We start from the raw sequence: 22,135 nt of genomic DNA on the forward strand, positions 1-22,135 counted from the left end.
GGGTCGTACCGCCCCGGAGGCGGGTCGGGCGACCGGATAGCGTCGGCGTCGGCCGGGTAGTCCGGCCGGTGACCTGCGGGAGGCGGAATTGGCCGGGGCGCTGCGACTCGGGAGGCGGAGCTTCGCCCCGGGCGAGCCGGTGGTGATGGCGATCGTCAACCGGACGCCGGACTCGTTCTTCGACAGGGGCGCCACCTTCGCCCAGGACAGCGCCCTGCGCGCGGTGGAACGGGCGGTCACCGAGGGCGCGGAGATCATCGACATCGGCGGGGTGAAGGCCGGGCCGGGCGACGAGGTCGACGTGGCCGAGGAGATCCGCCGGACGGTGGACACCATCGCCGCCGTCCGGGCCGCGTTCCCCGAGGTGGTCATCTCGATCGACACCTGGCGGGCCGAGGTGGCCGTCGAGGCGGTGGCGGCCGGCGCGGACCTGCTCAACGACACCTGGTCCGGGGCCGATCCGGCGCTCGCCCGGGTGGCCGCCGAGACCGGCGTCGGGCTGGTCTGCTCGCACGCCGGTGGGCTGACTCCCCGGACCCGGCCGCACCGGGCCGCCTTCACCGACGTGGTCGCCGACGTGGTCGCGACGGTGACCGGGCTCGCCGAGCGCGCGGTGTCCCTGGGGGTACGCCCCGACGGCATCCTGATCGATCCGGCGCACGACTTCGGCAAGAACACCAGGCACTCGTTGGAGATCACCCGCCGGTTGGACGAGCTGGCCGGCACCGGCTGGCCGCTGCTGGTGGCGCTGTCGAACAAGGACTTCATCGGCGAGACGCTCGACCTGCCGGTGCCGCAGCGGTTGGAGGGCACCCTGGCCGCGACGGCGGTGTCGGCCTGGCTCGGCGCACGGGTGTTCCGCGCCCACCAGGTGCTGCCCACCCGGCGGGTGCTGGACATGGTGGCCTCGATCCGGGGCGACCGCCCACCGACGCTCAGCCGGCGCGGCCTGGCCTGACCGGTCACCGGGCGACCCGGCCCGGCCGGCACGGGTGGTCGGGGCCCGGTGCGGTGGCCCGGCCCGGTGCGGTGGTCGGGTCCGGCCCGGCCGGCGCGGCGGTCAGGTCCAGTTCAGGATGCGTTTGCGCCAGGCGTAGAGGATGCCGAGGGCGACCACGGCCACGAAGACGCCCATCTCGGCGACCGTCACCGCGCCGAACCCGGGCCGGTCGAAGACCATCGCCCAGGGGAACAGGAAGACCGCCTCGACGGCGAACAGCACGTAGAGGTACGCGTACACGTAGTAGCGGATCTGCATCTGCGCCCAGTCGCCGCCCACCGGATCGAGGCCGCACTCGTAGCCGGCCCGCTTGCCGACCGGGTCGGCCGGCCGGCCGGGACGTAACACCCGGTTGGCCGAGAACGCCGTAACGAAGAAGAGGACCGCAGCGAGCAGCAGCAGCCCGAGCGTCGCGTACGAGCCCAGGTAACCGGTCACGGTGGCTGAGCCTACCGGTCGGCGGGCCGTACGGGACGCGGCGAGGGCTGCCCGACCGTCACCGAATATTTTCCACCGGAACTAGTGCCCCGCCGCAACTGTTACCGAATAATGAACTCTCACCCAGGGTCACGGAGGTCAGATGCCCGGCGTGGACGCGCGTGCCGTCCGGCGGCTCCTCGCCCGGCGTACCCCCGCTCTGGCGGTGGCGACCCTGGCGGCCGGGCTGGCGGTCACGCTCGGGGTGACGCCGGGCCTGGCGGCCCTACCCACCGTGACCAGGGCGGTGACCGACCCGACCGACGCCGGGACCCCCGGCGGCCCGACCACGCCTGCGGTCGAGCCGACGGCGACCGGGGCGGGCCCGACCAGCGCCCCACCGACGCTGCCGCCGGACCCGGACCCGACCACCGCCGCGCCGGAACCGACAGGCACCCCGCCGCCGCCGACCACCGCGCCCGCACCCACGGCCACCACCGCGCCGACCGCCCGGCCGCCGCGGCCCGGCCGGCCCACCCGCCCCGGCCAGCCGGACGGCGGCCGGCTCGGGGTCCAGGTGGGCACCGGGGACGTCACCCTCGACGACGGTTACTGGGCGGCCGGCAGCACCGTCACCGACCTGCGGGTCACCGTCACCAACACCGGGTCCGTGCCGGCGCGGCTCCGGCTGGCCTACACGCTGCCGGCCGGGCTGACCGACGCCGGGACGCCGGGGTGCGGGGCCACCGGCGACGGATGGCACTGCGGCGAGTGGGCCACCGCGCCGGGCGACCAGTTCAGCAGCATGATCCGGGTACGGGTCAGCGGCACCGCCTGGCGGCAGATGCCCCTCAGCGGCGCGGTACGGGTCACCGCGACCGGCCCGGACGGCGGCACCGCACAGGACGACGAGGGGTTCGCGGTGCTCTTCCCGGCCGGCCCGCCGGTGCCCGGGATACTGCTCGATGCCGACGAGGTGGCGTTCGACATCAGCGGCGGGCCCACCGTGCTGACGGCCCAACTGGGCAACACCGGCCGGGTGCCGGCCGCCGGGCGGGTCGAGGTGACGTTGCCGGAGGGGGTCAGCGTGTTGGACCCGCCGGACGGCTGTGCGCCGCTGGCTCCGACGCGTACCCGCTGCGACCTCGGCATGCTGCCGGCGGGGCGGACGCAGTTGCTCCGGTTCACCGTCGCCGCCACCCCGGACGCCCAACGCGAGGCCCCGCTGGCCGGGGCGCTGACCGGCCGGTTGACCCCGGAGAGCGGGCCGGCCCGGCAGGTCCAGATGAGCTTCCGGATCACCGCCGCCGCCGCGTTGTCCACCCCACCGGTGGCCACGCCCGCGCCGACCGGTTCACAGGGGCTGATCGCGGCGCAGGGCGGGACGGTCACGCTGAGCGGGATGTCCTCCGCCCGGCGGACCGCGCTCGCGCTGATCACGGCCTCCGTCCTGCTGGTGGTGCTGGCCCTCGGGCTGGCGACCGCTGCGCTGCGCCGGCGCTCGGCCGAGGTCGCGGGGGACCTGCCGCCGACGGGACGGCCGGACTGACCGTCAGGCGGTCGGGGCGGGCGCAGGGGCCAGCCGGACGATCGCGGTGATATCGATTACGGCGGGCACCACAAATCGCCGCATAGTCGTACAGATTTCGCCGACCAGGTTCCCAGGTGTCGGACCTCCACCAAGGATGCCCTAAGCCCGGGACGTAGGCTCGGAGGCGAGAGATGACAGCGGTCCGGCCCGCCACGGGCGGACCGGGCGCAGCGGCGCATCAGGGAGGTCGCGTGGCCGGGCAAGGCGGGGTCACCATCATGTGCAGCCGCACGCGCGGCGGGGCCGAGCGAAGCGAGGTGCAGGCGTGACCAAGCAGATCCGTCAGTTGGACCGGGTGGTGATCCGGTTTGCTGGTGACTCGGGTGACGGGATGCAGTTGACGGGGGACAGGTTCACCTCGGAGACGGCGCAGTTGGGTAATGATATTTCGACGTTGCCGAATTTCCCGGCGGAGATTCGGGCGCCTGCGGGGACGTTGCCGGGGGTGTCGAGTTTCCAGGTGCATTTCGCTGATTACGATATTTTGACGCCGGGGGACGCGCCGAACGTGTTGGTCGCGATGAACCCGGCGGCGTTGAAGGCGAATGTGGGTGATCTGCGTCGGGGTGCGGACATCATCGTGAACACCGATGAGTTCACCCGTCGGAACCTGACGAAGGTCGGGTATGCGGTGTCGCCGTTGGAGGACGACACTCTGGATGGGTTTGTGGTGCATCCGGTGGCGTTGACGTCGATGACGGTGGGTGCGTTGGCGGAGTTGTCGGTGTCGAAGAAGGACGCCGAGCGGGCGAAGAACATGTTCGCCCTGGGGTTGTTGTCGTGGATGTACTCCCGCCCGTACGAGTCGACCCTACGGTTTCTGGAGCGGAAGTTCGTCAAGCGGCCGGATCTGGTCGCGGCGAACATCGCGGCGTTCAAGGCGGGCTGGAACTACGGCGAGACGACGGATTCGTTCTCGGTGCGGTATGAGGTGAAACCCGCGGCGATGCTGCCGGGCACCTACCGCAACATCACCGGTAACGCCGCTCTGTCGTTGGGGTTGGTCGCGGCGGGGGTGCGGTCGGGTCTGCCGGTGTTCCTCGGCGCGTATCCGATCACCCCGGCGTCGGACATCCTGCACGAGTTGTCGAAACACAAGCGGCTCGGTGTGGTCACCATGCAGGCCGAAGACGAGATCGCCGCGGTCGGCGCCGCTCTGGGCGCCTCCTACGGCGGCGCCCTGGGAGTGACCACCACCAGCGGCCCCGGTGTCGCCCTGAAATCCGAGACGATCTCCCTGGCCGTCGCCCTGGAACTCCCCCTGGTCATCGTGGACGTGCAACGCGCCGGCCCGTCGACCGGTCTACCGACGAAGACCGAGCAGGCGGACCTGAACATGGCCCTGCACGGCCGCCACGGTGAGGCCCCCGTCGCGGTGATCGCCGCGAAGTCCCCCTCGGACTGTTTCCACGCCGCCCTCGAGGCCGCCCGGATCGCCCTGACCTACCGCACCCCGGTGATCCTGCTGTCGGACAACTACGTCGCCAACGGCTCCGAACCCTGGCTGCTACCCGACGTCGACGACCTGCCCGACCTGCGCGTCGACTTCGCCACCGCCCCCAACGGCGACGACGGCGTCACGTTCCTGCCCTACCTACGCGACCCGGACACCCTGGCCCGTCCCTGGGCCGTGCCCGGCACCCCCGGCCTGCAACACCGCATCGGTGGCCTGGAAAAAGCCGACAAGACCGGCGACATCTCCTACGACCCGGCCAACCACGACTACATGGTCCGCACCCGCGCCGCCCGCATCGAAGCCATCGACGTGCCCGACCTCGACGTCGACGACCCCGACGGCACCGCCCGGACCCTCGTGCTCGGCTGGGGCTCCACCTACGGCCCGATCGGCGCCGCCTGCCGCACCCTGCGCCACCACGGCCAACCCATCGCCCAAGCCCACCTACGCCACCTCAACCCCCTGCCCGCCAACCTCGGCGACGTCCTTTCCGCCTACGACCGCGTCGTCATCCCCGAGATGAACCTCGGCCAACTCGCCCAGATCATCCGCGCCCGATACCTGACCGACGCGATCACCTACAACCAGGTCCGCGGCCTACCCTTCACCGCCGCCGAACTGGAGACGATGCTGGAAGAGGTCTGCAAAAATGCCTGAACCCGTCGCCCTGAAACTCACCGGCAAAGACTTCAAATCCGACCAGGAAGTCCGCTGGTGCCCCGGCTGCGGCGACTACGCCATCCTCGCCGCCCTCCAACAATTCATGCCCGAACTCAACATCCCCCGCGAAAACACCGTCTTCATCTCCGGCATCGGCTGCTCATCCCGCTTCCCCTACTACATGAACACCTACGGGATGCACTCCATCCACGGCCGCGCCCCCGCCATCGCCACCGGCCTCGCCGTCACCCGCCCCGACCTGTCCGTCTGGGTCGTCACCGGCGACGGCGACGCCCTGTCCATCGGCGGCAACCACCTCATCCACGCGCTGCGCCGCAACGTCAACCTCAAAATCCTGCTCTTCAACAACCGCATCTACGGCCTCACCAAAGGCCAATACTCCCCCACCAGCGAAACCGGCAAAATCACCAAATCCACCCCCGCCGGCTCCACCGACGCCCCCTTCAACCCCCTGTCCCTCGCCCTCGGAGCCGAAGCCACCTTCGTCGCCCGCACCATCGACTCCGACCGCAAACACCTCCAAACCATCCTCCGCGCCGCCGCCCAACACCACGGCACCGCCTTCGTCGAGATCTACCAAAACTGCAACATCTTCAACGACGGCGCCTTCGACCCGCTCAAACAACCCGACACCCGCGACGACTACCTCATCCCCCTCGAACACGGCCAACCCATCACCTTCGGCCGCAACAAACAACACTGCCTCGTCCACCCACCCCACAGCTTCGGACTCGACATCCGCGACACCGCCACCACCCCACCCCAAGACATCATCACCCACGACACCACCATCACCGACCCCGCCTACGCCTTCGCCCTCACCCGCCTCCCCCAACCCGACCACCGCAACACCCCCATCGGCATCCTCCGCCAAACCCAACGCCCCACCTACGACACCCTCGTCCAACACCAAATCACCACCGCCAAAAACACCACCACCGACACCCCCGAACAACAACTCACCACCCTCCTCCACACCGGCGACACCTGGACCATCAGCTAGTCGTCCGCCGACACGTCGAAGTGGCCGTTCCCCGCGTCGGGGGCCGGCCACTCGTCGGTGGGGAAGACCAGCGGTGTCAGGCGCACCGGCCGGCGTCAGGAGCGGCCAGCCGGAGAGCAGGGGCCGGCCGGGCTCAGGAGGCGGTGGTGGTGGCGGTGGGGCGGTCGTCGCGCACGTGCACCAGCATGTCGCCGGTCTCGATCACCGCGCCGGCCTTGTCCGCCAGGGTGACCACCTTGCCGCGGCGTACCAGGGCGATGACCAGGGACTCCAGCTCGCGGGGGGACTTACCGACCTCGTGCCGCTCGGCGGAACGCATCGCCAGCGCCATGCCCTGCCCGGGGGTGAGCAGGTCCTCCACCACGTCGATCAGGGGCGGCGCGGAGGTCGAGAGGCCGAGCAGCCGACCAGCGGTCGCCGAGGACACGATCACGTGGTGCGCGCCGCTCTGCCGCAGCAGCGGGGCGTTCTCGGCCTCCCGTACGGCGGCGATGATGCGTACCTGGCCGGCGGTGAGCTGCCTGGTGGTCAGCGCCACCAGCACCGAGGCGTCGTCGCTGTCGGTGGCGATGATGACCGCCTTGGCGTTGCGGACGTGCGCCTCCTCCAGCACCGACGAGCGGGTCGCAGAGCCCTCGATGGCGACCAGTCCGGCCGAGGTGGCCTGCCGCAGCGCCGTCCCGTTGCGCTCCACCACCACGATCCGGGACTTGTCCAACCCGTTCTCCAGCAGGGCGGAGACCGCGCTGCGGCCCTTGGTGCCGTAGCCGCAGATGATGACGTGGTCCTTCACGGTTCTCCTCCACCGCCCCAGCCGACGGCCGGTCCGGTACTGCTCGGTCAGGACTTCCAGGGTGGTGCCGACCAGGATGATCAGGAAGATCACCCGGGCCGGGGTGATGAACAGGACGTTCACCAGCCGGGCCGACTGGTCGAACGGGGTGATGTCGCCGTACCCGGTGGTGGAGAGGGTGACCACCGCGTAGTAGAAGCAGTCGAGCAGGGTCAGCCCGTTCTCGTCCACGTCGCGGTAGCCGCCACGGTCCAGATAGACCACCGCGACGGTGACCAGGACCAGCCCCAGGGCGGCAGCCAGGCGGAGACTCAACGCGCTGAGCGGACCCCGCCGCTGCGCCGGGAAATGGATCACGGTCGGTCCTGCTCCCCCTGGGTCGCCTGCACGAGCACAACATAGCGGTTGGCGGGCCGGTCGACCCGCCGGGCCGACGACCCGCACCAACGGTGAGCACCCCGTCACCTTGCACCGGCCGGGGTCAGGTGACCGGCCGGGCCACCGCCGGTGCCGGGCTCCCCGGGCCCGCCGATGCGGTCGGCCTGTCGTGACCCCGCCGGGCCGGTGCCGGGGCCACCGACGGGGCATGATGGGAGGGTCCCGGGACACCGGCCACGAGGAGGCCCGCATGTCGCTGCTGCGTCGGGTGATCGGCGGGGTGCTGCGCCGGGTACGACTGCGTCAGGGCCGCACCCTGCGCGAGGTGGCCGCCGCCGCCGGGGTGTCCCTGCCCTACCTCTCCGAGGTCGAGCGTGGGCGTAAGGAGGCCTCCTCCGAGGTGCTGGCGGCGATCTGCCGGGCGCTCGGGATCAACCTGTCCGACCTGCTCGAAGAGGCCCGCGACGAGTTGCGCCGGGTCGAGCGTCGGGTCCCCGTGCCGCCGGGCGGCAGCCTGGCCCGGCTGGACCGGGTGCCGACCGCCCGCCGCGACGGCACCACCGCCCACCTGTCGATCGGTCGGCCCACCGTCGGGTCCGGCCGTCCGGGTGGCGGGGTGCCGTCCACCGTCGGGGGCGCCGGGTTCGCGGTGACGAGGGTCGCCACGCCCGTCCGGGTGGTCGCCGTGGCGTCGGCCGCCCGCCCCGCTGCGCGTACCGCCGGGGTGCCGGCGCGGCGGTGGGCCCGGACGGGCCGGCGGCGGCTGCCGGTCGGGTAGGCCGGCCGGGTTCTGCCGACGGCGGATCTGCCGGGGGCAGAAAGGCTGGGCCGGTGACCGCCCGGCGGCGCAGGCTGGACCCGCCGGTTCCCGGGGCGGAGCGAGGTCGCCCACCGGCGACGCGGAGGGTGGTCACCATGATCGGGTACGACGTGCGCATGCTGGACGGCGGGCAGCCGGCCTTCGGCGACCAGGTCTTCGAGCGGCTGCTGCGCGAACGCATCATCTTCCTGGGCACCGAGGTCACCGACGCCTCCGCCAACCAGATCTGTGCGCAGATCCTGCTGCTCGCCGCCGAGGACAGCAAGCGGGACATCTACCTCTACATCAACTCGCCGGGTGGTTCGGTCAGCGCCGGCATGGCCGTCTACGACACCATGCGGTACGTCCGCAACGACGTGGCCACCCTGGCGTTGGGGCTGGCCGGCTCGATGGGGCAGTTCCTGCTCTGCGCGGGGGCCGCCGGCAAGCGGTTCGCCCTGCCGCACGCGCGGATCATGATGCACCAGCCGTCCGGGGGGATGGGCGGCACCGCCGCCGACATCACCATCCAGGCGGAGAACATGCTGCACGTAAAGCGGACCATGCAGGAGCTGATCGCCGGGCACAGCGGGCGCACCCTCGACGAGATCCAGGCCGACTGGGACCGGGACCGGTGGTTCACCGCCGAGCAGGCCCGGGAGTACGGCCTGATCGACGAGGTGCTCACCCGGGTCGACCAGCTTCCCGGCTGACCGTGGCTGCCCCGGGACGGTGCCGGCCCGGGGGAGCACGTGCCGACGGCCGGCGGCGGGTGCCGCCGGCCGTCGCGCCTTGACCCGCCGACAACGTCGTGACAGCCTCACCCATAGATAGGTGTGCATGGCTCGGTAGGTCGACGAGGGGGTCGCCGTTGAGCGACACGGACTTCGCCCCGGTGAGCGACCGGGTCTCCATCCTCGCCCGCCGCTTCCCGCACCGGGTGGCCCTGGCCGACCGGACCGCAACGGTCACGTACGCCGAACTGGAACAGCGGGTGGACAGACTCGCCGGGACGCTGTCCGGAGCCGGAGTCGGGCCGGCGACCATGGTCGCGGTCGTCCTGGAACGCGGCCTCCCCCTCGTCACGGCGGCCCTCGCCACCTGGCGCAGCGGCGGCGTCCTGCTCCCGCTCGACCCGGCCAGCCCGCCGTCATGGAACCAGGCGGTCGCGACGGCGGCGGACGCCACGGTGGTCGTGTCGACGTCCGCGCTCCACCGGGCCCCGGGCATGCGTCAGGTGGACCCGACCCGGCCCGGTCCGACGCCACCGGGTGCCCTGCCGGCCACCGTCGACCCGACCGGGCTGGCCTACGTCATCCCCACCGCCGGCACGACCGGCACCCCGAAACTGGTCATGATCGGCCACGACGCGGTCGCCAACCTCCTGGCGGCCCAGCGTCGCTGGTTCGGTGAACTCGGCGACGACGCCCGCGTCCTGCTCCACTCCGGCCCGGCGGCGGACGGCTGGATCTTCGAACTCCTGCTCGGTCTCGGCGCCGCCTGCCCGCTGGAGGTCGCCGACCCGGAGTCGCTTGTCGGTGCGCCGCTGGTGCGGCTGCTGGCGGAGCGGGCCGTCACCCACGCCGTCCTGCCCGCCGCCGTGCTCGACACCCTGCCGGAGGACGACCTCCCCCGGCTCCGCACGGTGCTCAGCGTCGGCAGCGCGTTGTCGCCGGCGACGGCGCGTCGCTGGGTCGACCGGTGCGAGCTGGTCAACGGCTACGGACCCACCGAGGCCACCGTGGCCAGCACCCTGCACCGGGTCACCCGCGCCGACACCACCGGCGAACACGTGCCCGTCGGCCGTCCGATCGCCGGGTACGACGTCCTCGTCGTCGACCCCGACGGGCAGGTCGTCGCCGACGGCCGGCCCGGTGAACTCGTCATCGTCGGTGTCGGCGTCGCACGCGGCTACCTCGACGCCCCCGACCTCACCGCCGAACGGTTCCGCATGCTCGACGGGCACCGCTCCTACCGCACCGGGGACCGGGCCCGCCGGGACGCCGACGGCACGGTCCACCTGCTCGGTCGGCTCGACACGCAGGTGAAGGTACGCGGCTTCCGGGTCGAGCCGGCGGGCGTCGAGGCGGCGCTGCGCCGGCTGCCCGGGGTCCGGTCGGCGGCCGTCTCCCCCGTCCCGGCGGACGCCGATCCGGTGTCGCTGGTGGCGCACGTCGTGCCGGCACCAGGCTACCGACCCTCAGGCACGGCGCTACGGGCGGCCCTCGCCCGTGCCGTCCCCGCCCACCTGGTGCCGGACGTGGTCGTGGTGGTGGACGCCCTGCCGCTCACCGCCGCCGGCAAGGTGGACAGGCGGCAGCTCGCGGTGCCGGCGCGACCCCGACCGCCACACACCCCGACCGAACGCGCGATCACCGCCATCGTGGAGGAGCTGGTCGGCGTCGACGGGGTCGGCCTGGACGACGACCTGACCGACGTGGGCTGGCACTCGCTGCTGACCACCCAGGTCGCGTTCCGGATCGAACGGCGGCTGGGCATCCGGCTCACCATCGAGGAGATCGTGCGGGCCGGCACCGTGGGACGGATCGCGGCGGTGGCCGGCGGTCGGACGCCGGACGCCCGATGAACGGCAGGTCGACCGTGCCCGGCCTGTTGCGGCAGCGCGCGGCGGACACCCCGGACGCCGTCGCCCTGTGCCACCCGGACGGTTCGACCCTGACCTTCGGGCAGTGGGACCGGTCGACGGACGCGCTCGCCGCCGCGCTCGCCGCCGACGGGCTACGGGTCGGCCAGCGGGTCGCGCTGCTCTTCGACGAACGGGAGTGGTTCGGGTTCGCCACCGCGTTCTGCGGCGTGCTCCGGGCCGGTGGGGTGGCGGTGCCGCTGTCGGCCCGGCTGCCGCCGGGGCAGCTCGTCGACCGGGTCACCGTCGCCGGGGCGGTCGGGACCATCCGGGAGGGCTGCGCCGTGCCCCCGGAGCTGGGCGGTTGGCAGCGCGGGCCGGCCGACGCCGATGCCAACGCCGACGCCGTCCCCGACCGGGCCACCCCGGCCGGCCCGGCCCAGATCATCTTCACCTCGGGAACCGAAGGGTCGGCCCGGCCGGTCGTCGCCACCCACGGCAACCTCACCCACGGGCACGACGCCACACCCGGCCGGCGGCAGCTCGCCCACTCCCGTCACTTCCTGCACGCGTTCCCGCTCGGCACGAACGCCGCCCAGACCATGCTCCTCACCGGCCTGACCGCCGAGCCCGCCGCGCTCGTCATGCCCCGGTTCGACGCCGCCGAAGTCGGTGCCGCCGTCGAGGAGTTCCGGGTCGGCACCCTGTTCCTCGTCCCGGCGATGGCCCGGGAACTGCTGGACTCCGGCGAACTCCACAGTCGGGACCTGTCGTCGGTGGTGCTCGTGGGGACCACCGGCGACGTGCTGCCCGGGTCCGTCGCCCGGGCCCTCGCCGAGGCGCTGCCGTACGCCACCATCGTCAACACCTACAGCTCGACCGAGGCCGCACCGGCCCGGACGACGATGGTGTTCGACAGCAGACGCCCGGACGCCGTCGGCCGGGGCCGGGTACGGATCACCGACGATGCCGGTCGGGAGGTCCCCACGGGCGAGGTGGGTCACGTCTGGATCGGATCCGCCGCGCCGCCGCGCCGCTACCTCGACGGCGGTGACACCGGGACGTTCCGCGACGGCTGGACCCGTACCGGCGACCGGGGCCGGCTCGACGACGAGGGCTACCTGCACCTCGCCGGCCGCGACTCGTCGACCATCCACACCGGCGGGACGACGGTCTCCCCGTTCACCGTCGAACAGGCACTGCGCGAGCACCCCGACGTCCGGGACTGCGCGGTGACCGCCCTCGCCGACCCGGTGCTGGGCGAACGGCCCGCCGCCGTACTGGTGACCCGTACCGGTGCCGTACCTGCCGACCTGCGGACCTTTCTCGCCGGCCGGCTGTCCGGTGCGGAGATCCCGCAGCGGGTCGTCTGCGTGGCCGCGTTGCCGCGCAACGACGGCGGCAAGGTGGTGGTACGGGCGCTGCGCGACCTCTTCCCGCCGGTCGGGTCGACGGCCACCGCCGCCCCGGTGACCGTGGTCGAACGGCACCTGGCCGACATCTGGGCCACCGTGCTCGGCGTGGCCGCCGTGGGCCGTGACGACGACTTCCTCGCCCTGGGCGGGAACTCGATGTCGGCGTTGCGGCTGGCCCGCCTCGTCGCCGACCAGTTCGCGGTCCCCACCCCGGTGTCGGCCCTGTACGCCCGGCCCGGCCTGGCCGAGCAGGCCGCCTGGATCGCCGACCGGATCGCCGACTCACCGTGACGCACCTCGTGCCGACCTCACCGCTGCAACGGGGCGTCTGGTTCAACGAGCAGGTGACCGCCCTCGGGCCGGCGTACACGGTCGCGGTCACCGCCGACCTGCGCGGCCCGCTCGACGTGGGCCGGCTGGCGCGGGCCTGCACGGCGCTGGCCACCCGACATCCGCTGCTGACCGCCGGCTGCCACAACCTCGACGGCCTGCCCTGGCTGGCGGTCGACGAGCACCCGCTGACGCTCACCGTCGAACCGGTCACCGACGGGACCCTCCGGGGGCGGGTCGAGCGGGCCACCCGAACCCGGTTCGACCTGTCGGCCGGGCCGCTTGCCCGGGTCTGGTGGTTCGCCCCCGCCCACGACCGGGGGGTGCTCGTCCTGGCCGCCCACCACCTGATCGTCGACGGCCGGTCCAAGGACGTGCTGCTGCGGGACCTGGCCGACTGTTACGGCCACGACGCCCCGGCGACGGCGGCGCACCCCGCCGGGCCGGATGGGCCCACCGACCCCCGGGAGCCCACCGACCCCGGTGACCACGGGGAGCCCGCCGGCCCCGGGGCGCACCGGCCGTCGGAGGACCTGGTCGTCGCCGCCGCCGAATACTGGTGGCGGAACCCTCCGCGACCTGTCGAGCTGCCCCGCGACGGCGGTGCGCGGCCCGGCGACCGGGTCGTCCGGACCCTCACCCCCCGGACCCGTACGCTGCTGGCCACGGCGGCCGTCGCCCTGGCCGCGACCCGGTTCGAGCTGCTGCTCACCGTGCTCACCTGCTGTCTCGCCCCCGCCGACGGGCCCACCTCGATCGCGCTCGAACTGTCGACGCGTACGCCGGCCGAGGCGGGCCGGATCGGCATGTACGTCAACGAGCTTCCGTTCACCCTTCCCACCCCACCGGCCGGCCCGTACGCGGCGGCGCTGGCGACCGTCCGCACCGGCCTGCGCCAGCTCTACGCCCACCGTACGGTCCCGTTGGCGATGTGCCGGCCCGGGACGCGGCCGTTCCTGGCCACCGCCGCCGTCTCGGTCAGCTACCGGCGGATCGCCCCCGGCCCGGTCTTCCCCGGCCTCACCACCACCGTGGACTGGTCACCGTTCAACGGGGTCGCCCGCAACGCCCTGCACGTCATGATCGCCGACGGTGAGCAGACCCGGGTCACGTTCCAGTTCCCGGCGTCGACCGGGGCACGCCGCCGGGCCGGCACCCTGATCGACCACGTCCTGGCCGGGCTCGACCGCAGCCTCGCCGCGCCGGAGTCACCCGTCGTCCGGCCGCCGCAGGAGCCGCCCCCGTGGACCTGAGCCTGTTCTTCTTCTCCGCCAGCGACGGCGACGCCCACGACCTGCTGCTCGACAGTGCACGGTTCGCCGACCGGCACGGCTTCACCGCGGTCTGGACGCCGGAGCGGCATTTCCACGAGTTCGGCGGCCCCTACCCGAACCCGGCGGTGACCGGTGCCGCCGTCGCGGCGGTCACCAGGCGGGTCGGGGTACGCGCCGGCAGTGTCGTGCTCCCGCTGCACGACCCGTTGCGGGTGGCCGAGGAGTGGGCGGTGGTGGACCGGATCTCGCACGGCCGGGCCGGGGTCGCGTTCGCCTCCGGTTGGCACGCCGTCGACTTCGTCCTCGCCCCTGACCGGTACCCGCACCGCAGGGCGGCGCTGCCGGAGCTGATCGACCAGGTGCGCGCCCTGTGGCGGGGTGGCACGACGTCCCGGCCCGACGGTGCCGGCGGTCTCGTCGACGTCGAGGCGTTCCCCAAGCCGGTGCAGACCGACCTGCCGGTCTGGCTCACCAGCGCCGGTGACCTGGCCACCTTCGAACTCGCCGGGCGGCTCGGCGTCGGCGTCCTGACCCACCTGCTCACCCAGAGCCTCGACGAGCTACGTCCCAAGATCGCGCGGTACCGGCGGCTGCACCCCGGGCGGGGCCAGGTCACCCTCATGCTGCACACCCTCGTCGGACCTGACGACCCGGGCGTGGCCGCGCTGGCCCGGGAGCCGATGACCAGGTATCTGCGGTCCTCGCTCGACCTCGTGGCGGGGATGCTGCCGGGTTCCCCGTTTCACGACAGCACCGTCACCGACGACGAGGCGGACTTCCTCATCGGCCGGGTGCTCGACCGGTTCCTCATCGAACGCGGGCTCTTCGGCTCGGTGCCGACCTGCGCCCGTACCCTGCGCCGGCTCGCCGACGCAGGCGTCGACGAGGTCGCCTGCCTGGTCGACTTCGGCGTGCCGGCCGAGGCCACCCGGTCCGGCCTCACCCACCTGGCCCGGCTGGTCGGGCGGTGACCCCGACGCCGGCCCCGGCCCGCGCGCACCGGCAGCGCCTGCGCCACCGCCCGCCCGGTGGTGCCGCCTCCGCGCCGGCCGGTGCCCACACCCGCCGTCCGCCGATCGAAGGAGCGCTGATGGACGACGACCTCCCCGGTTTCCCGCTGCCGCCCGCAGCGGGGCTCGCCCCCGCCGCCGACTACGCCCGGCGACGTGAGCAGTGCCCGTTCGGCCGCGTCCGCCTGCCCAGCGGCGACAGCGCGATCCTGCTCGTCCGGCACGCGGACGTCGCCGCCGCCGTCACCAGCCCGGCGCTGTCCCGCAACCACCTGCTCACCGACGCGCCCAGGCGCAGCGGCGAACCCAACTTCCTGTACGACCCGGATCTGCTGATCAACCAGTCCGAGCGGTCCCACACGGCGGTGCACCGGGTCGCGACCCGGGCGATGAACCACGAGCGGGTCGCCACCCACCTGCCGGTGGTCAGGCAGGTCGCCGACGACCTCGTGGACGCGATGACCGCCGACGGACGCCGCGGGGGCGACCTCGTCACCGGGTACACCGACCGGCTCCCGCTGCTGTCGATCACCCGGCTGCTCGGCATCCCGGACGACGACTGCGACCGGATCCGCCGCTGGTCGGGGGCGTACACCCACTCGCATCCCGGCACGCCGCAGGAACGGGCCCGGCTCGTCGACGAGTTCGGCGGGTACGTGCGTGGGGTCGTCACCGGCGGGTCCGACACCGCGCTGCTGGCCGACCTGGTCGACCCACCGGACCCCGGCCCCCGGCTGTCGACCGACGAACTGGTCAGCCTGACCCGGCTGATGTTGTCGGCGGGGGTGGAGGCCCCGGCGACCGTGCTCGGCCGGGCGATGCTGCGGCTACTGGGGGACGACGCCACCGACTGGCGGGCGTTCGTCAGGCGGCGGACCGACCCCGTGGCCATGGCCGACGAACTGCTCCGTCTGGTGTACGCCGGCAACGTGGCCGCCCTGCGGACCGCGACCACCGACCTGGCGCTGCCCTCCGGCACGGTGCCCCGGGGCACGGCGGTGCTCCTCGCCTGGATCTCCGCGCTGCACGACCCGCAGGTCTACCGCCAGCCGGAGGCGCTCCTGCCACACCGCGGCGGGCCGAAGTTCGTCGGGTTCGGCGGGGGCCGCCACTACTGCCCGGGTCGGCGGCTCGGCCGGGCGATCCTGGCCGTGGGGCTGGCCCGGCTGCGGGCCCGGTTGCCCGGTCTGCGGCTGGCCGCCGACGGGCCGTTCCCCATCGTGGAGCGGGAGGTGGGTGGGATGGTCACCATGCTGCCGGTGCGCTGGTAGCGGGCGCCCAGGCCAGCGTGGGTCACCCGCCCCCGTCGGCCCGTCCGTCCGCCACGTCCCGCCCTCCCGAGCGTCAGATCAGCCCCTCCCGGACCGCGTACGCCACCGCGTGGGTGCGGTTACGCAGCTGGAACCGGCTGGTGATGTCGTGCAGCACGTTCTTGACGGTCCGCTCCGAGTAGCTCAGCCGGGTCGCCACCTCCCGGGTGTCCATCCCGTCCGCCACCAGCCGCAGGATCTCGCTCTCCCGTACCGAGAGCCCGTTGACGTCGATGCCGCGCGGGGCGAGCACCGTCTGCTGGAGCCGGGTCACCTGCTTGACCAGCAGCCCGAGCACCTCCGGGGGCATCGCCGCGCCACCGGAGGCGGTGCTGACCACGAGCTGGGCCAGCCGGTGGCCGGTCGCCTCGGTGCGCGAGGCGAGGGCGCGTACCCCCAGCTCCACCGCGGGGATCAGCGCCGAGTCCGACTCGACGGCGGCGACCAGCACGAACCGCCGGCAGCCCAGCCGGCGTACGGCCCGCAGCACGTCGAGCGTGCCGTGGTCGAGGGTGTCGGCGGCGACCACGCCGACGGTCTCGGCGGTGATCATCTGCGCGGGCACGACCTCGATCTCGGCCCGGCCCCGCAGCGCTGCGGTGATGCCGGCCGTGGAGATCGGGTCGGGGGTGCGGATGTAGGTCTGGGCACGTCCGTTCATGGCGGTTCCTTAGCTTCCGGGCTGAGTCGAGCGTCAGCTGCCAGGCTGCCGTTCAGCAGGGGACAGATCGGTGGTCCGGAGGCCGGTGCCGTGCGGTTCCGTGACCGGTGCAAGTCGCTTCGCCGAGGTGGACACCGGCCGACGGGTGGCGGCCGTGTCCGTCGTCCACGGTAGAGACGGCGGTCGGCCGGGCACTGGAGGCCGACTGGACGCCATCGAATCGACATCCTTGCCAGGCGACAACGTTTTGAGCTGCCCAAATGCCCGACCGTCCAGAAGTGAGCCGCCGGAGCACCGGCAGAACCGGCAGAACCGTTGCCCCGACGGGCGACCACTGGTGCCCGATCGGCAGGTTTCGCCGGTGTGTCACCCGGTGAATGAGTGTCGAAGATCATGGTCATCCGACCGGCCAACCGGCAGAATCATGTGCTGGCCGCGCTGGTGGGAAGGACGCGCAGCCATGACAGGGAGGCCGGTTGATGGCCGACGGCGGTGGTGAGATCCGACGACGACGACTGGGTGCCGGGTTGACCCAGGAGCAGTTGGCCGAACGGGCAGGAATCAGTGTCCGGGCGGTGCGCGACATCGAACAGGGCCGGGTACGCAACCCGCGCGCCGAATCCCTCCGACGCATCGCCGACGCCGTCGGGCTGCCCCACCTCGATCCGCCCGGCCCCGCGCCACCCGCCGCGTCGGCACCCACCCTCCGCATCGACGTGCTCGGCCCGCTGCGCATCCAGATCGGGGCCGAACCGGTCGCGCTCGGCGCCAACCGGCAACGGATGCTGCTCGGCCTGCTCGCCCTGCACCCGGACACGATCGTGTCCCGCCACGAGATCGTCGACGTGCTGTGGGGTCACGACCCGCCGGACAGCTGCCTGAACCTCGTCCACACCTATGTCGCCCGGCTGCGCCGGGTGCTGGACCGGCCCGGCAACGCCGGCACCACCATCACCCACGTCGGTGGCGGCTACCGGCTCCGGGTCGACCCCACCCAGCTCGACCTGAGCGAGTTCGCCACCGTGATCGAACGCGCCGAGGGCAGCGTCGCGGGCGACCTGGCCAGCCTGGACCGGCTGGCCGGCGCACTGGCGCTGTGGCGCGGGCCGGTCCTGGCCGACGCGGCACCGAGCCTGGCCCAGCACCCGACCGCCGTCGCCCTGAACCGACGCCGCATCGCCACCGCCGTCACCTACGCGACGCTCGCCGTCGACCTGGGACTGCCCGACCGGGCGGTCCGGGAGCTGCACGCGGTGGCCCGCCACGAACCCCTGCACGAACAGGTGCACGCCCGGCTCATGCTCGCCCTGGCCGCCTGCGGCCAGCAGGCCCGTGCGCTGACCCTGCACCGTAAGCTGCGGGACCGCCTCGCCGAGCAGCTCGGCGTGGAACCCGGCCCGGAACTACGCGAGGCACAGCTACGCATCCTGCGTCAGGACCTGCCCCGGGTGGTCGCCCGCCCGGCCGCCGGTGACGCCCCGGCCGTACGCCCCGGCGTCGCGCCGCACCGGCCCGAGGCGTCACCGCCGGCCCGCCCGCCCAGCCACCGCCCACCGGCACAGCTGCCCCCCGACGTCGCCTTCTTCACCGGGCGCGACACCCAGATGGCCGCGCTCGACGCGCTGCTGACCGGGGAGACGGCGACCCGGGGCCCGGTGGTCATCTCCGCCATCACCGGGATGGCCGGGGTCGGCAAGACCGCCCTGGCGGTGCACTGGGCCCACCGGGTGCGCCGGCACTTCCCGGACGGGCAGCTCTACGTCAACCTGCGCGGCTACTCGACGGCCAGCCCGGTACGCGGGGAGGAGGCCCTGGCCGGGTTCCTGCACGCACTGGGGGTGCCGGCCGAGCAGGTGCCCGTCGACGTCGGACAGGCCGCCGCGCTGCTGCGTACCATGCTGGACGGTCGCCGGATGCTCGTGGTGCTGGACAACGCCGCCGGCGCCGACCAGGTACGCCCGCTGCTGCCGGGCAGCGCCGGCTGTCTGGCGTTGATCACCAGCCGGGACCGGCTCAGCGGGCTCGTCGCGGTCGACGGCGCACGCCGCATCGACCTCGACGTGCTCACCGCCGACGAGGCCGGCACCCTGCTCACCCGGATCATCCCGACCGGACGGGTCGCCCACGCCACCGAGATCGCCGAGCTGGCGACCGCCTGCGCCCGGTTGCCGCTGGCCCTGCGGATCGCCGCCGCCAACCTGATCGACCAGCCCGACCAGTCGATCAGCGCGCACACCGGCCGGCTCACCGCCGGTAACCAGCTCGCCGACCTGCGCATCGAGGGCGACGACCAGGCGGCCGTCCGGGCCGCGTTCGACCTGTCGTACGCCGCCCTGCCCGCCCCGGCGCGGCGGCTGTTCCGGCTGCTGGGCACCGCCCCGGGGACGGACGTCACGGTGGCCGCCGCCGCCGCGCTGGCCGGGATGGACGAGCCGACGGCCGCCCGCGAGCTGGACCGCCTCGCCGCCGCGCACCTCGTCGGGCAGGTGGCTCCCGGCCGGTACGCCTTCCACGACCTGCTGCGTCTCTACGCCCGGGAACGGGCCACCGCCGAGGACCCCGGGCCGGAGCTGCGGGCCGCCACCCGCCGCCTCTACGACTGGTACCGGCAGCGCACCGAGGCCGCCGCCGTCGCCGTCTACCCGCACCTGGTGCGGTTGCCGCCCGACGGGACCGGGCCGGTCGCCGGGTCCCCGCCGTTCCCCACCCCCGCCGGGGCGATGGCCTGGCTGGAGGAGGAGCACACCAACCTGATGCGGGTGATCGCGCAGGCCGCCGAGGACGACGCCGGCCCGGCCGCCTGGCGGATCCCGGACGCGCTGCGCGGCTACTTCCAGTTCCGCCCGCACAGCGACGGCCTGGTCGCCGCGACCAGTGCGCTGCGCGCCGCGCAGCAGTCCGGCGACCACGCCGGCGAGGCCGCGAGCCGGCTCGGGCTGGCAAGCCTGCACCTGCGTCGCGGCGAGTACGCGGTGGGCCTGTCGCACGCCACCGCGATGATCGACGCGGCACACCGGGCGGCCTGGCCGGAGGGCCTGGCGGCGGCGTACGGCACCTGCGGGCTGGTGCACCTGCGGGCCGGGCGGCTGGCCGAGGGGGCCGAACTGACCCGGCTCGCGGTGAGCATCCACGAACGCCTCGGCGGTCCGGAGCGGCTCAGCACCAGCCTCGGCAACCTCGGGGTGATCTACCGGGACATGGGACGGCTCCGCGAGGCCGCCGAGGTCTTCCGGCAGGCGTTGGCGTTGACCCGCAGCACCGGGATGCGAATGAGCATCGGGATCAGCCTGAGCAACCTGGGTGAGGTGCAGCATGCCCTGGGCCAGCACGACGAGGCCCTCGACCACCTGCGGGAGGCGCTGGAGCTGAGCCGGCGCACCGGCTACCGGCCGACCGAGACGGAGAGCCTGCGCCGGCTGGCGGCGCTGCGCGCGCAGACCGGTGACCTGGGCCCGGCGACCGAACTGGCCAACGCCGCGCTGGCCCTCGCCGACCTGATCGGCGACACCGCCCAGCAGGCCGCCGCCCGTAACGTGCTGGGCGCGATCCACCTGCGCAACGGTGATCCGGCCGCGACCACCGAACACCGGCGGGCGCTCGAACTCGCCCGCGCCGGTGGGGCCCGGGGTGAAGAGGTCGAGGCGCTCATCGGGCTGGCCGAGGTGCACCGGGACACCGATCCGACGGAGGCCCTCGCGCTGGCCCGGCAGGCCCGCGCGGTGGCCCGCGCCGCCGGCTACCGGGTCTGGGAGGGGCACGCGCTGATGGTGGCGGCCGAGGCGTTGCGGGCCACCGGCCCGATGACCGCCGCCCGGACCGCCGAGGAGGCGTTGGCGACCCACCGGGAGACCGGGCACCTGCTCGGCCAGGTCCGCGCGTTGCGGTTGCTGGTCGCGCTCGGCGCGGACGGCGGTGTCGACGCGGCCCAGCAGGCGACGTACCGGCGGGAGATCGCCGAGTTGTCCCGGCGGCTGCGGCCCGCCCGGGACGAGGACGTGCCGGTCAGCCCGTGACGGTGAACCGGCGACGGCTCTCGTCGTCCAGCGGGGTCAGGGTCGGCCGGCCGGTGGGGTCCACGTCGAACGCCAGCCGGCCCTCGACCGGGGCCGTCTCGTCCTGGTGCGAGACATGCCAGCCGATCCGGAGTCGCGGCGCGCGGTCGTTGCCGCCCGGCTCCCAGTCGGGAGTGAGGACCAGCCGCGTCCACGCTCCGGTGCTGTTGCGCACGGCCTGCGGACCGGGCCCGCCGTCGACGCCGGACACCGACAGCCCCACCTGCCGCAGGCCGGTGTGCCGCCGCCCCCGGTGCCACAACACCGGCCACGCCTCCCGGTTGGCCGTCGGGTCGTCGCCGTAGTAGGCGTCGACGTCCGCGCCGTCCTCGGGGGGCTGGTGGGCGGTGCCACGATCGACCCCGGCCGGAGCGACCAGGTAGCGGTGCATGGTGAACCGGAACCCCAGCAGCAGCCGGACGCCACCAGCCCGCCCCGGTCCCCGGTCGGCCCGGTAGGCCAGCAGCAACGCGCCGGGTTCCGGGGCCGCCTGGTCCAGCATCGCCGTCCGCTGTTCCCCGGCCGCGTCGCGGACCGTCAGCGTCTGCGGGCCGTCCAGCCCGTCGAAGCCGGTCACCACGACCGTGTCGTCGGCGTACGGGGTCAGCCGGGGCCCGGCCAGCTCTTCCGGGGCGGCGGTGAGCCCGGTCGCGTGCCACACCGGGCGGGCCGCGTCGGATCGCCGGGCAGCGGCCGGGGCCACCGGCGGCCGGTCGTGCACCCCGGCGTCGACCGGCGTGACGAGGAAGTGGGTCCGGGTCGCCAGGGACCGGTCGGCCACCTCGAACAGCCCGTCGCTGTGCACCAGGAACGAGCCCACCTCGTCGTGTTCCGGGGTCAGCAGCACCCCGTCGACAGTGGTCCGCTCGTGGTGCACCCGGTAGCCGACCCGGACCGCCGGCATCGTCCCGTGGCCGGCCTCCAGCCGGGCGGTGAACACCAGCGAGCCCACCTCGTTGAACTTGTTGAACGGGTTACGCCCGGCCGTGACCGCGTGCGGCGTCACGCTCAGGTCGGTGACGCCCCAGCAGGGGAAGGACGCCAGCGCGGCCTGCCGGGACGACGCCGGGCCGGCCCCGACGTCGGCGGCCACGTAGTCGAAGGTGGTGAACCGGACCAGCAGGTCCACGCAGACCCGCTTCGGGCCGGTCGGGCCGCCGCGCCGACGCAGGTAGCGCAGCCAGTACGAGTGCCGCCGCTGCTGGTCGCCCCGGACCATCCCGGTGCCGGCGAGGTAGGGCTGGGCCGGAGTGACCAGGTCCCGCAGCGTCGCCTGCTCGGGAAAGCCGGCGTCACCGAACCCGGTCACGGTGAAGGCGTCACCCACCGGCGCGTCGGTCCGGTAGCCGACCAGCCGCATCCGACTCGGCACGGTGTCCTC

16 protein-coding genes are annotated in these 22,135 nt (G+C 73.8%); 12 read left to right on the plus strand and 4 right to left on the minus strand.

Translation table 11 applies throughout. The features are described from left to right. The first annotated feature begins 88 nt into the window (after positions 1 to 88). A complete protein-coding gene (folP, locus tag ACN267_RS20775) occupies positions 89 to 958 on the plus strand; it encodes a dihydropteroate synthase (RefSeq protein ID WP_204961894.1) in 870 nt (289 codons plus the stop codon). Between the two features lie 102 nt (positions 959 to 1,060). Here the strand turns inward: folP and ndhC are convergent, their stop codons facing one another. Further along, positions 1,061 to 1,438 (minus strand): NADH-quinone oxidoreductase subunit A, encoded by a 378-nt coding sequence (gene ndhC, locus ACN267_RS20780; protein WP_204961893.1) that lies wholly within the window; start codon positions 1,436 to 1,438, stop codon positions 1,061 to 1,063. 142 nt (positions 1,439 to 1,580) lie between these two features. On the opposite strand from ndhC, the gene ACN267_RS20785 reads away from it, so the two are divergent. The 3 genes from ACN267_RS20785 (at position 1,581) to ACN267_RS20795 (ending at position 6,148) form a co-directional block, all read left to right on the plus strand. Continuing rightward, on the plus strand, positions 1,581 to 2,966 hold the full coding sequence (locus ACN267_RS20785; RefSeq protein WP_421489397.1) for a hypothetical protein: 1,386 nt from the start codon (positions 1,581 to 1,583) through the stop codon (positions 2,964 to 2,966). Between the two features lie 307 nt (positions 2,967 to 3,273). Then, entirely contained in the window at positions 3,274 to 5,121 is a 1,848-nt protein-coding gene (locus ACN267_RS20790) for a 2-oxoacid:acceptor oxidoreductase subunit alpha (RefSeq protein ID WP_421489398.1), read from the plus strand. Further along, positions 5,114 to 6,148 carry a 2-oxoacid:ferredoxin oxidoreductase subunit beta gene (locus ACN267_RS20795; protein WP_421489399.1) on the plus strand — a complete coding sequence of 345 codons (1,035 nt, stop codon included), beginning with the start codon at positions 5,114 to 5,116 and terminating at the stop codon, positions 6,146 to 6,148. The genes ACN267_RS20790 and ACN267_RS20795 overlap by 8 nt, the downstream gene beginning before the upstream one ends. Before the next feature lie 133 nt (positions 6,149 to 6,281). On the opposite strand, the gene ACN267_RS20800 is transcribed toward ACN267_RS20795, so the two are convergent. Then, entirely contained in the window at positions 6,282 to 7,298 is a 1,017-nt protein-coding gene (locus tag ACN267_RS20800; protein WP_421489400.1) for a potassium channel family protein, read from the minus strand. A 271-nt stretch (positions 7,299 to 7,569) separates the two neighbouring features. Between ACN267_RS20800 and ACN267_RS20805 the strand changes: the two genes are divergently transcribed. The 7 genes from ACN267_RS20805 (at position 7,570) to ACN267_RS20835 (ending at position 16,002) form a co-directional block, all read left to right on the plus strand. Further along, positions 7,570 to 8,097: a helix-turn-helix domain-containing protein gene (locus ACN267_RS20805; RefSeq protein ID WP_421489401.1), complete on the plus strand. Its 528-nt coding sequence runs from the start codon at positions 7,570 to 7,572 to the stop codon at positions 8,095 to 8,097. Between the two features lie 137 nt (positions 8,098 to 8,234). Continuing rightward, positions 8,235 to 8,831, plus strand: a complete 597-nt coding sequence (locus ACN267_RS20810) for an ATP-dependent Clp protease proteolytic subunit (protein ID WP_204962052.1) — start codon at positions 8,235 to 8,237, stop codon at positions 8,829 to 8,831. A 158-nt stretch (positions 8,832 to 8,989) separates the two neighbouring features. Next, positions 8,990 to 10,705 carry a non-ribosomal peptide synthetase gene (locus ACN267_RS20815; RefSeq protein WP_421489402.1) on the plus strand — a complete coding sequence of 572 codons (1,716 nt, stop codon included), beginning with the start codon at positions 8,990 to 8,992 and terminating at the stop codon, positions 10,703 to 10,705. Then, positions 10,702 to 12,408, plus strand: a complete 1,707-nt coding sequence (locus ACN267_RS20820) for an AMP-binding protein (protein WP_421489403.1) — start codon at positions 10,702 to 10,704, stop codon at positions 12,406 to 12,408. The genes ACN267_RS20815 and ACN267_RS20820 overlap by 4 nt, the downstream gene beginning before the upstream one ends. Next, a complete protein-coding gene (locus tag ACN267_RS20825; protein ID WP_421489404.1) occupies positions 12,405 to 13,700 on the plus strand; it encodes a condensation domain-containing protein in 1,296 nt (431 codons plus the stop codon). The genes ACN267_RS20820 and ACN267_RS20825 overlap by 4 nt, the downstream gene beginning before the upstream one ends. After that, entirely contained in the window at positions 13,691 to 14,692 is a 1,002-nt protein-coding gene (locus ACN267_RS20830; RefSeq protein ID WP_204962056.1) for a MupA/Atu3671 family FMN-dependent luciferase-like monooxygenase, read from the plus strand. The genes ACN267_RS20825 and ACN267_RS20830 overlap by 10 nt, the downstream gene beginning before the upstream one ends. 119 nt (positions 14,693 to 14,811) lie before the next feature. After that, positions 14,812 to 16,002, plus strand: coding sequence for a cytochrome P450 (locus tag ACN267_RS20835; protein ID WP_421489405.1), 1,191 nt, complete (start codon positions 14,812 to 14,814; stop codon positions 16,000 to 16,002). A 73-nt stretch (positions 16,003 to 16,075) separates the two neighbouring features. On the opposite strand, the gene ACN267_RS20840 is transcribed toward ACN267_RS20835, so the two are convergent. Beyond that, entirely contained in the window at positions 16,076 to 16,702 is a 627-nt protein-coding gene (locus ACN267_RS20840) for a helix-turn-helix transcriptional regulator (RefSeq protein WP_088647552.1), read from the minus strand. A 479-nt stretch (positions 16,703 to 17,181) separates the two neighbouring features. Here ACN267_RS20840 and ACN267_RS20845 point away from each other — a divergent pair, with 479 nt between their 5' ends. After that, positions 17,182 to 20,715 (plus strand): BTAD domain-containing putative transcriptional regulator, encoded by a 3,534-nt coding sequence (locus ACN267_RS20845; RefSeq protein ID WP_421489406.1) that lies wholly within the window; start codon positions 17,182 to 17,184, stop codon positions 20,713 to 20,715. Here the strand turns inward: ACN267_RS20845 and ACN267_RS20850 are convergent. Then, positions 20,705 to 22,126 (minus strand): hypothetical protein, encoded by a 1,422-nt coding sequence (locus ACN267_RS20850; RefSeq protein ID WP_421489407.1) that lies wholly within the window; start codon positions 22,124 to 22,126, stop codon positions 20,705 to 20,707. The genes ACN267_RS20845 and ACN267_RS20850 overlap by 11 nt on opposite strands. Between the last annotated feature and the right edge of the window lie 9 nt (positions 22,127 to 22,135).

The sequence above is a fragment of the Micromonospora sp. WMMD734 genome (assembly GCF_049178975.1).
GTDB lineage: Bacteria > Actinomycetota > Actinomycetes > Mycobacteriales > Micromonosporaceae > Micromonospora > Micromonospora wenchangensis.

Coding starts and splice junctions, on each gene's coding strand:
- ACN267_RS20785 (WP_421489397.1), top strand. CDS start 1,581: ATGCCCGGCGTGGACGCGCGTGCCGTCCGGCGGCTCCTCGCCCGGCGT.
- ACN267_RS20795 (WP_421489399.1), top strand. CDS start 5,114: ATGCCTGAACCCGTCGCCCTGAAACTCACCGGCAAAGACTTCAAATCC.
- ACN267_RS20805 (WP_421489401.1), top strand. CDS start 7,570: ATGTCGCTGCTGCGTCGGGTGATCGGCGGGGTGCTGCGCCGGGTACGA.
- ACN267_RS20810 (WP_204962052.1), top strand. CDS start 8,235: ATGATCGGGTACGACGTGCGCATGCTGGACGGCGGGCAGCCGGCCTTC.
- ACN267_RS20820 (WP_421489403.1), top strand. CDS start 10,702: ATGAACGGCAGGTCGACCGTGCCCGGCCTGTTGCGGCAGCGCGCGGCG.
- ACN267_RS20835 (WP_421489405.1), top strand. CDS start 14,812: ATGGACGACGACCTCCCCGGTTTCCCGCTGCCGCCCGCAGCGGGGCTC.
- ACN267_RS20840 (WP_088647552.1), bottom strand. CDS start 16,702: ATGAACGGACGTGCCCAGACCTACATCCGCACCCCCGACCCGATCTCC.
- ACN267_RS20845 (WP_421489406.1), top strand. CDS start 17,182: ATGGCCGACGGCGGTGGTGAGATCCGACGACGACGACTGGGTGCCGGG.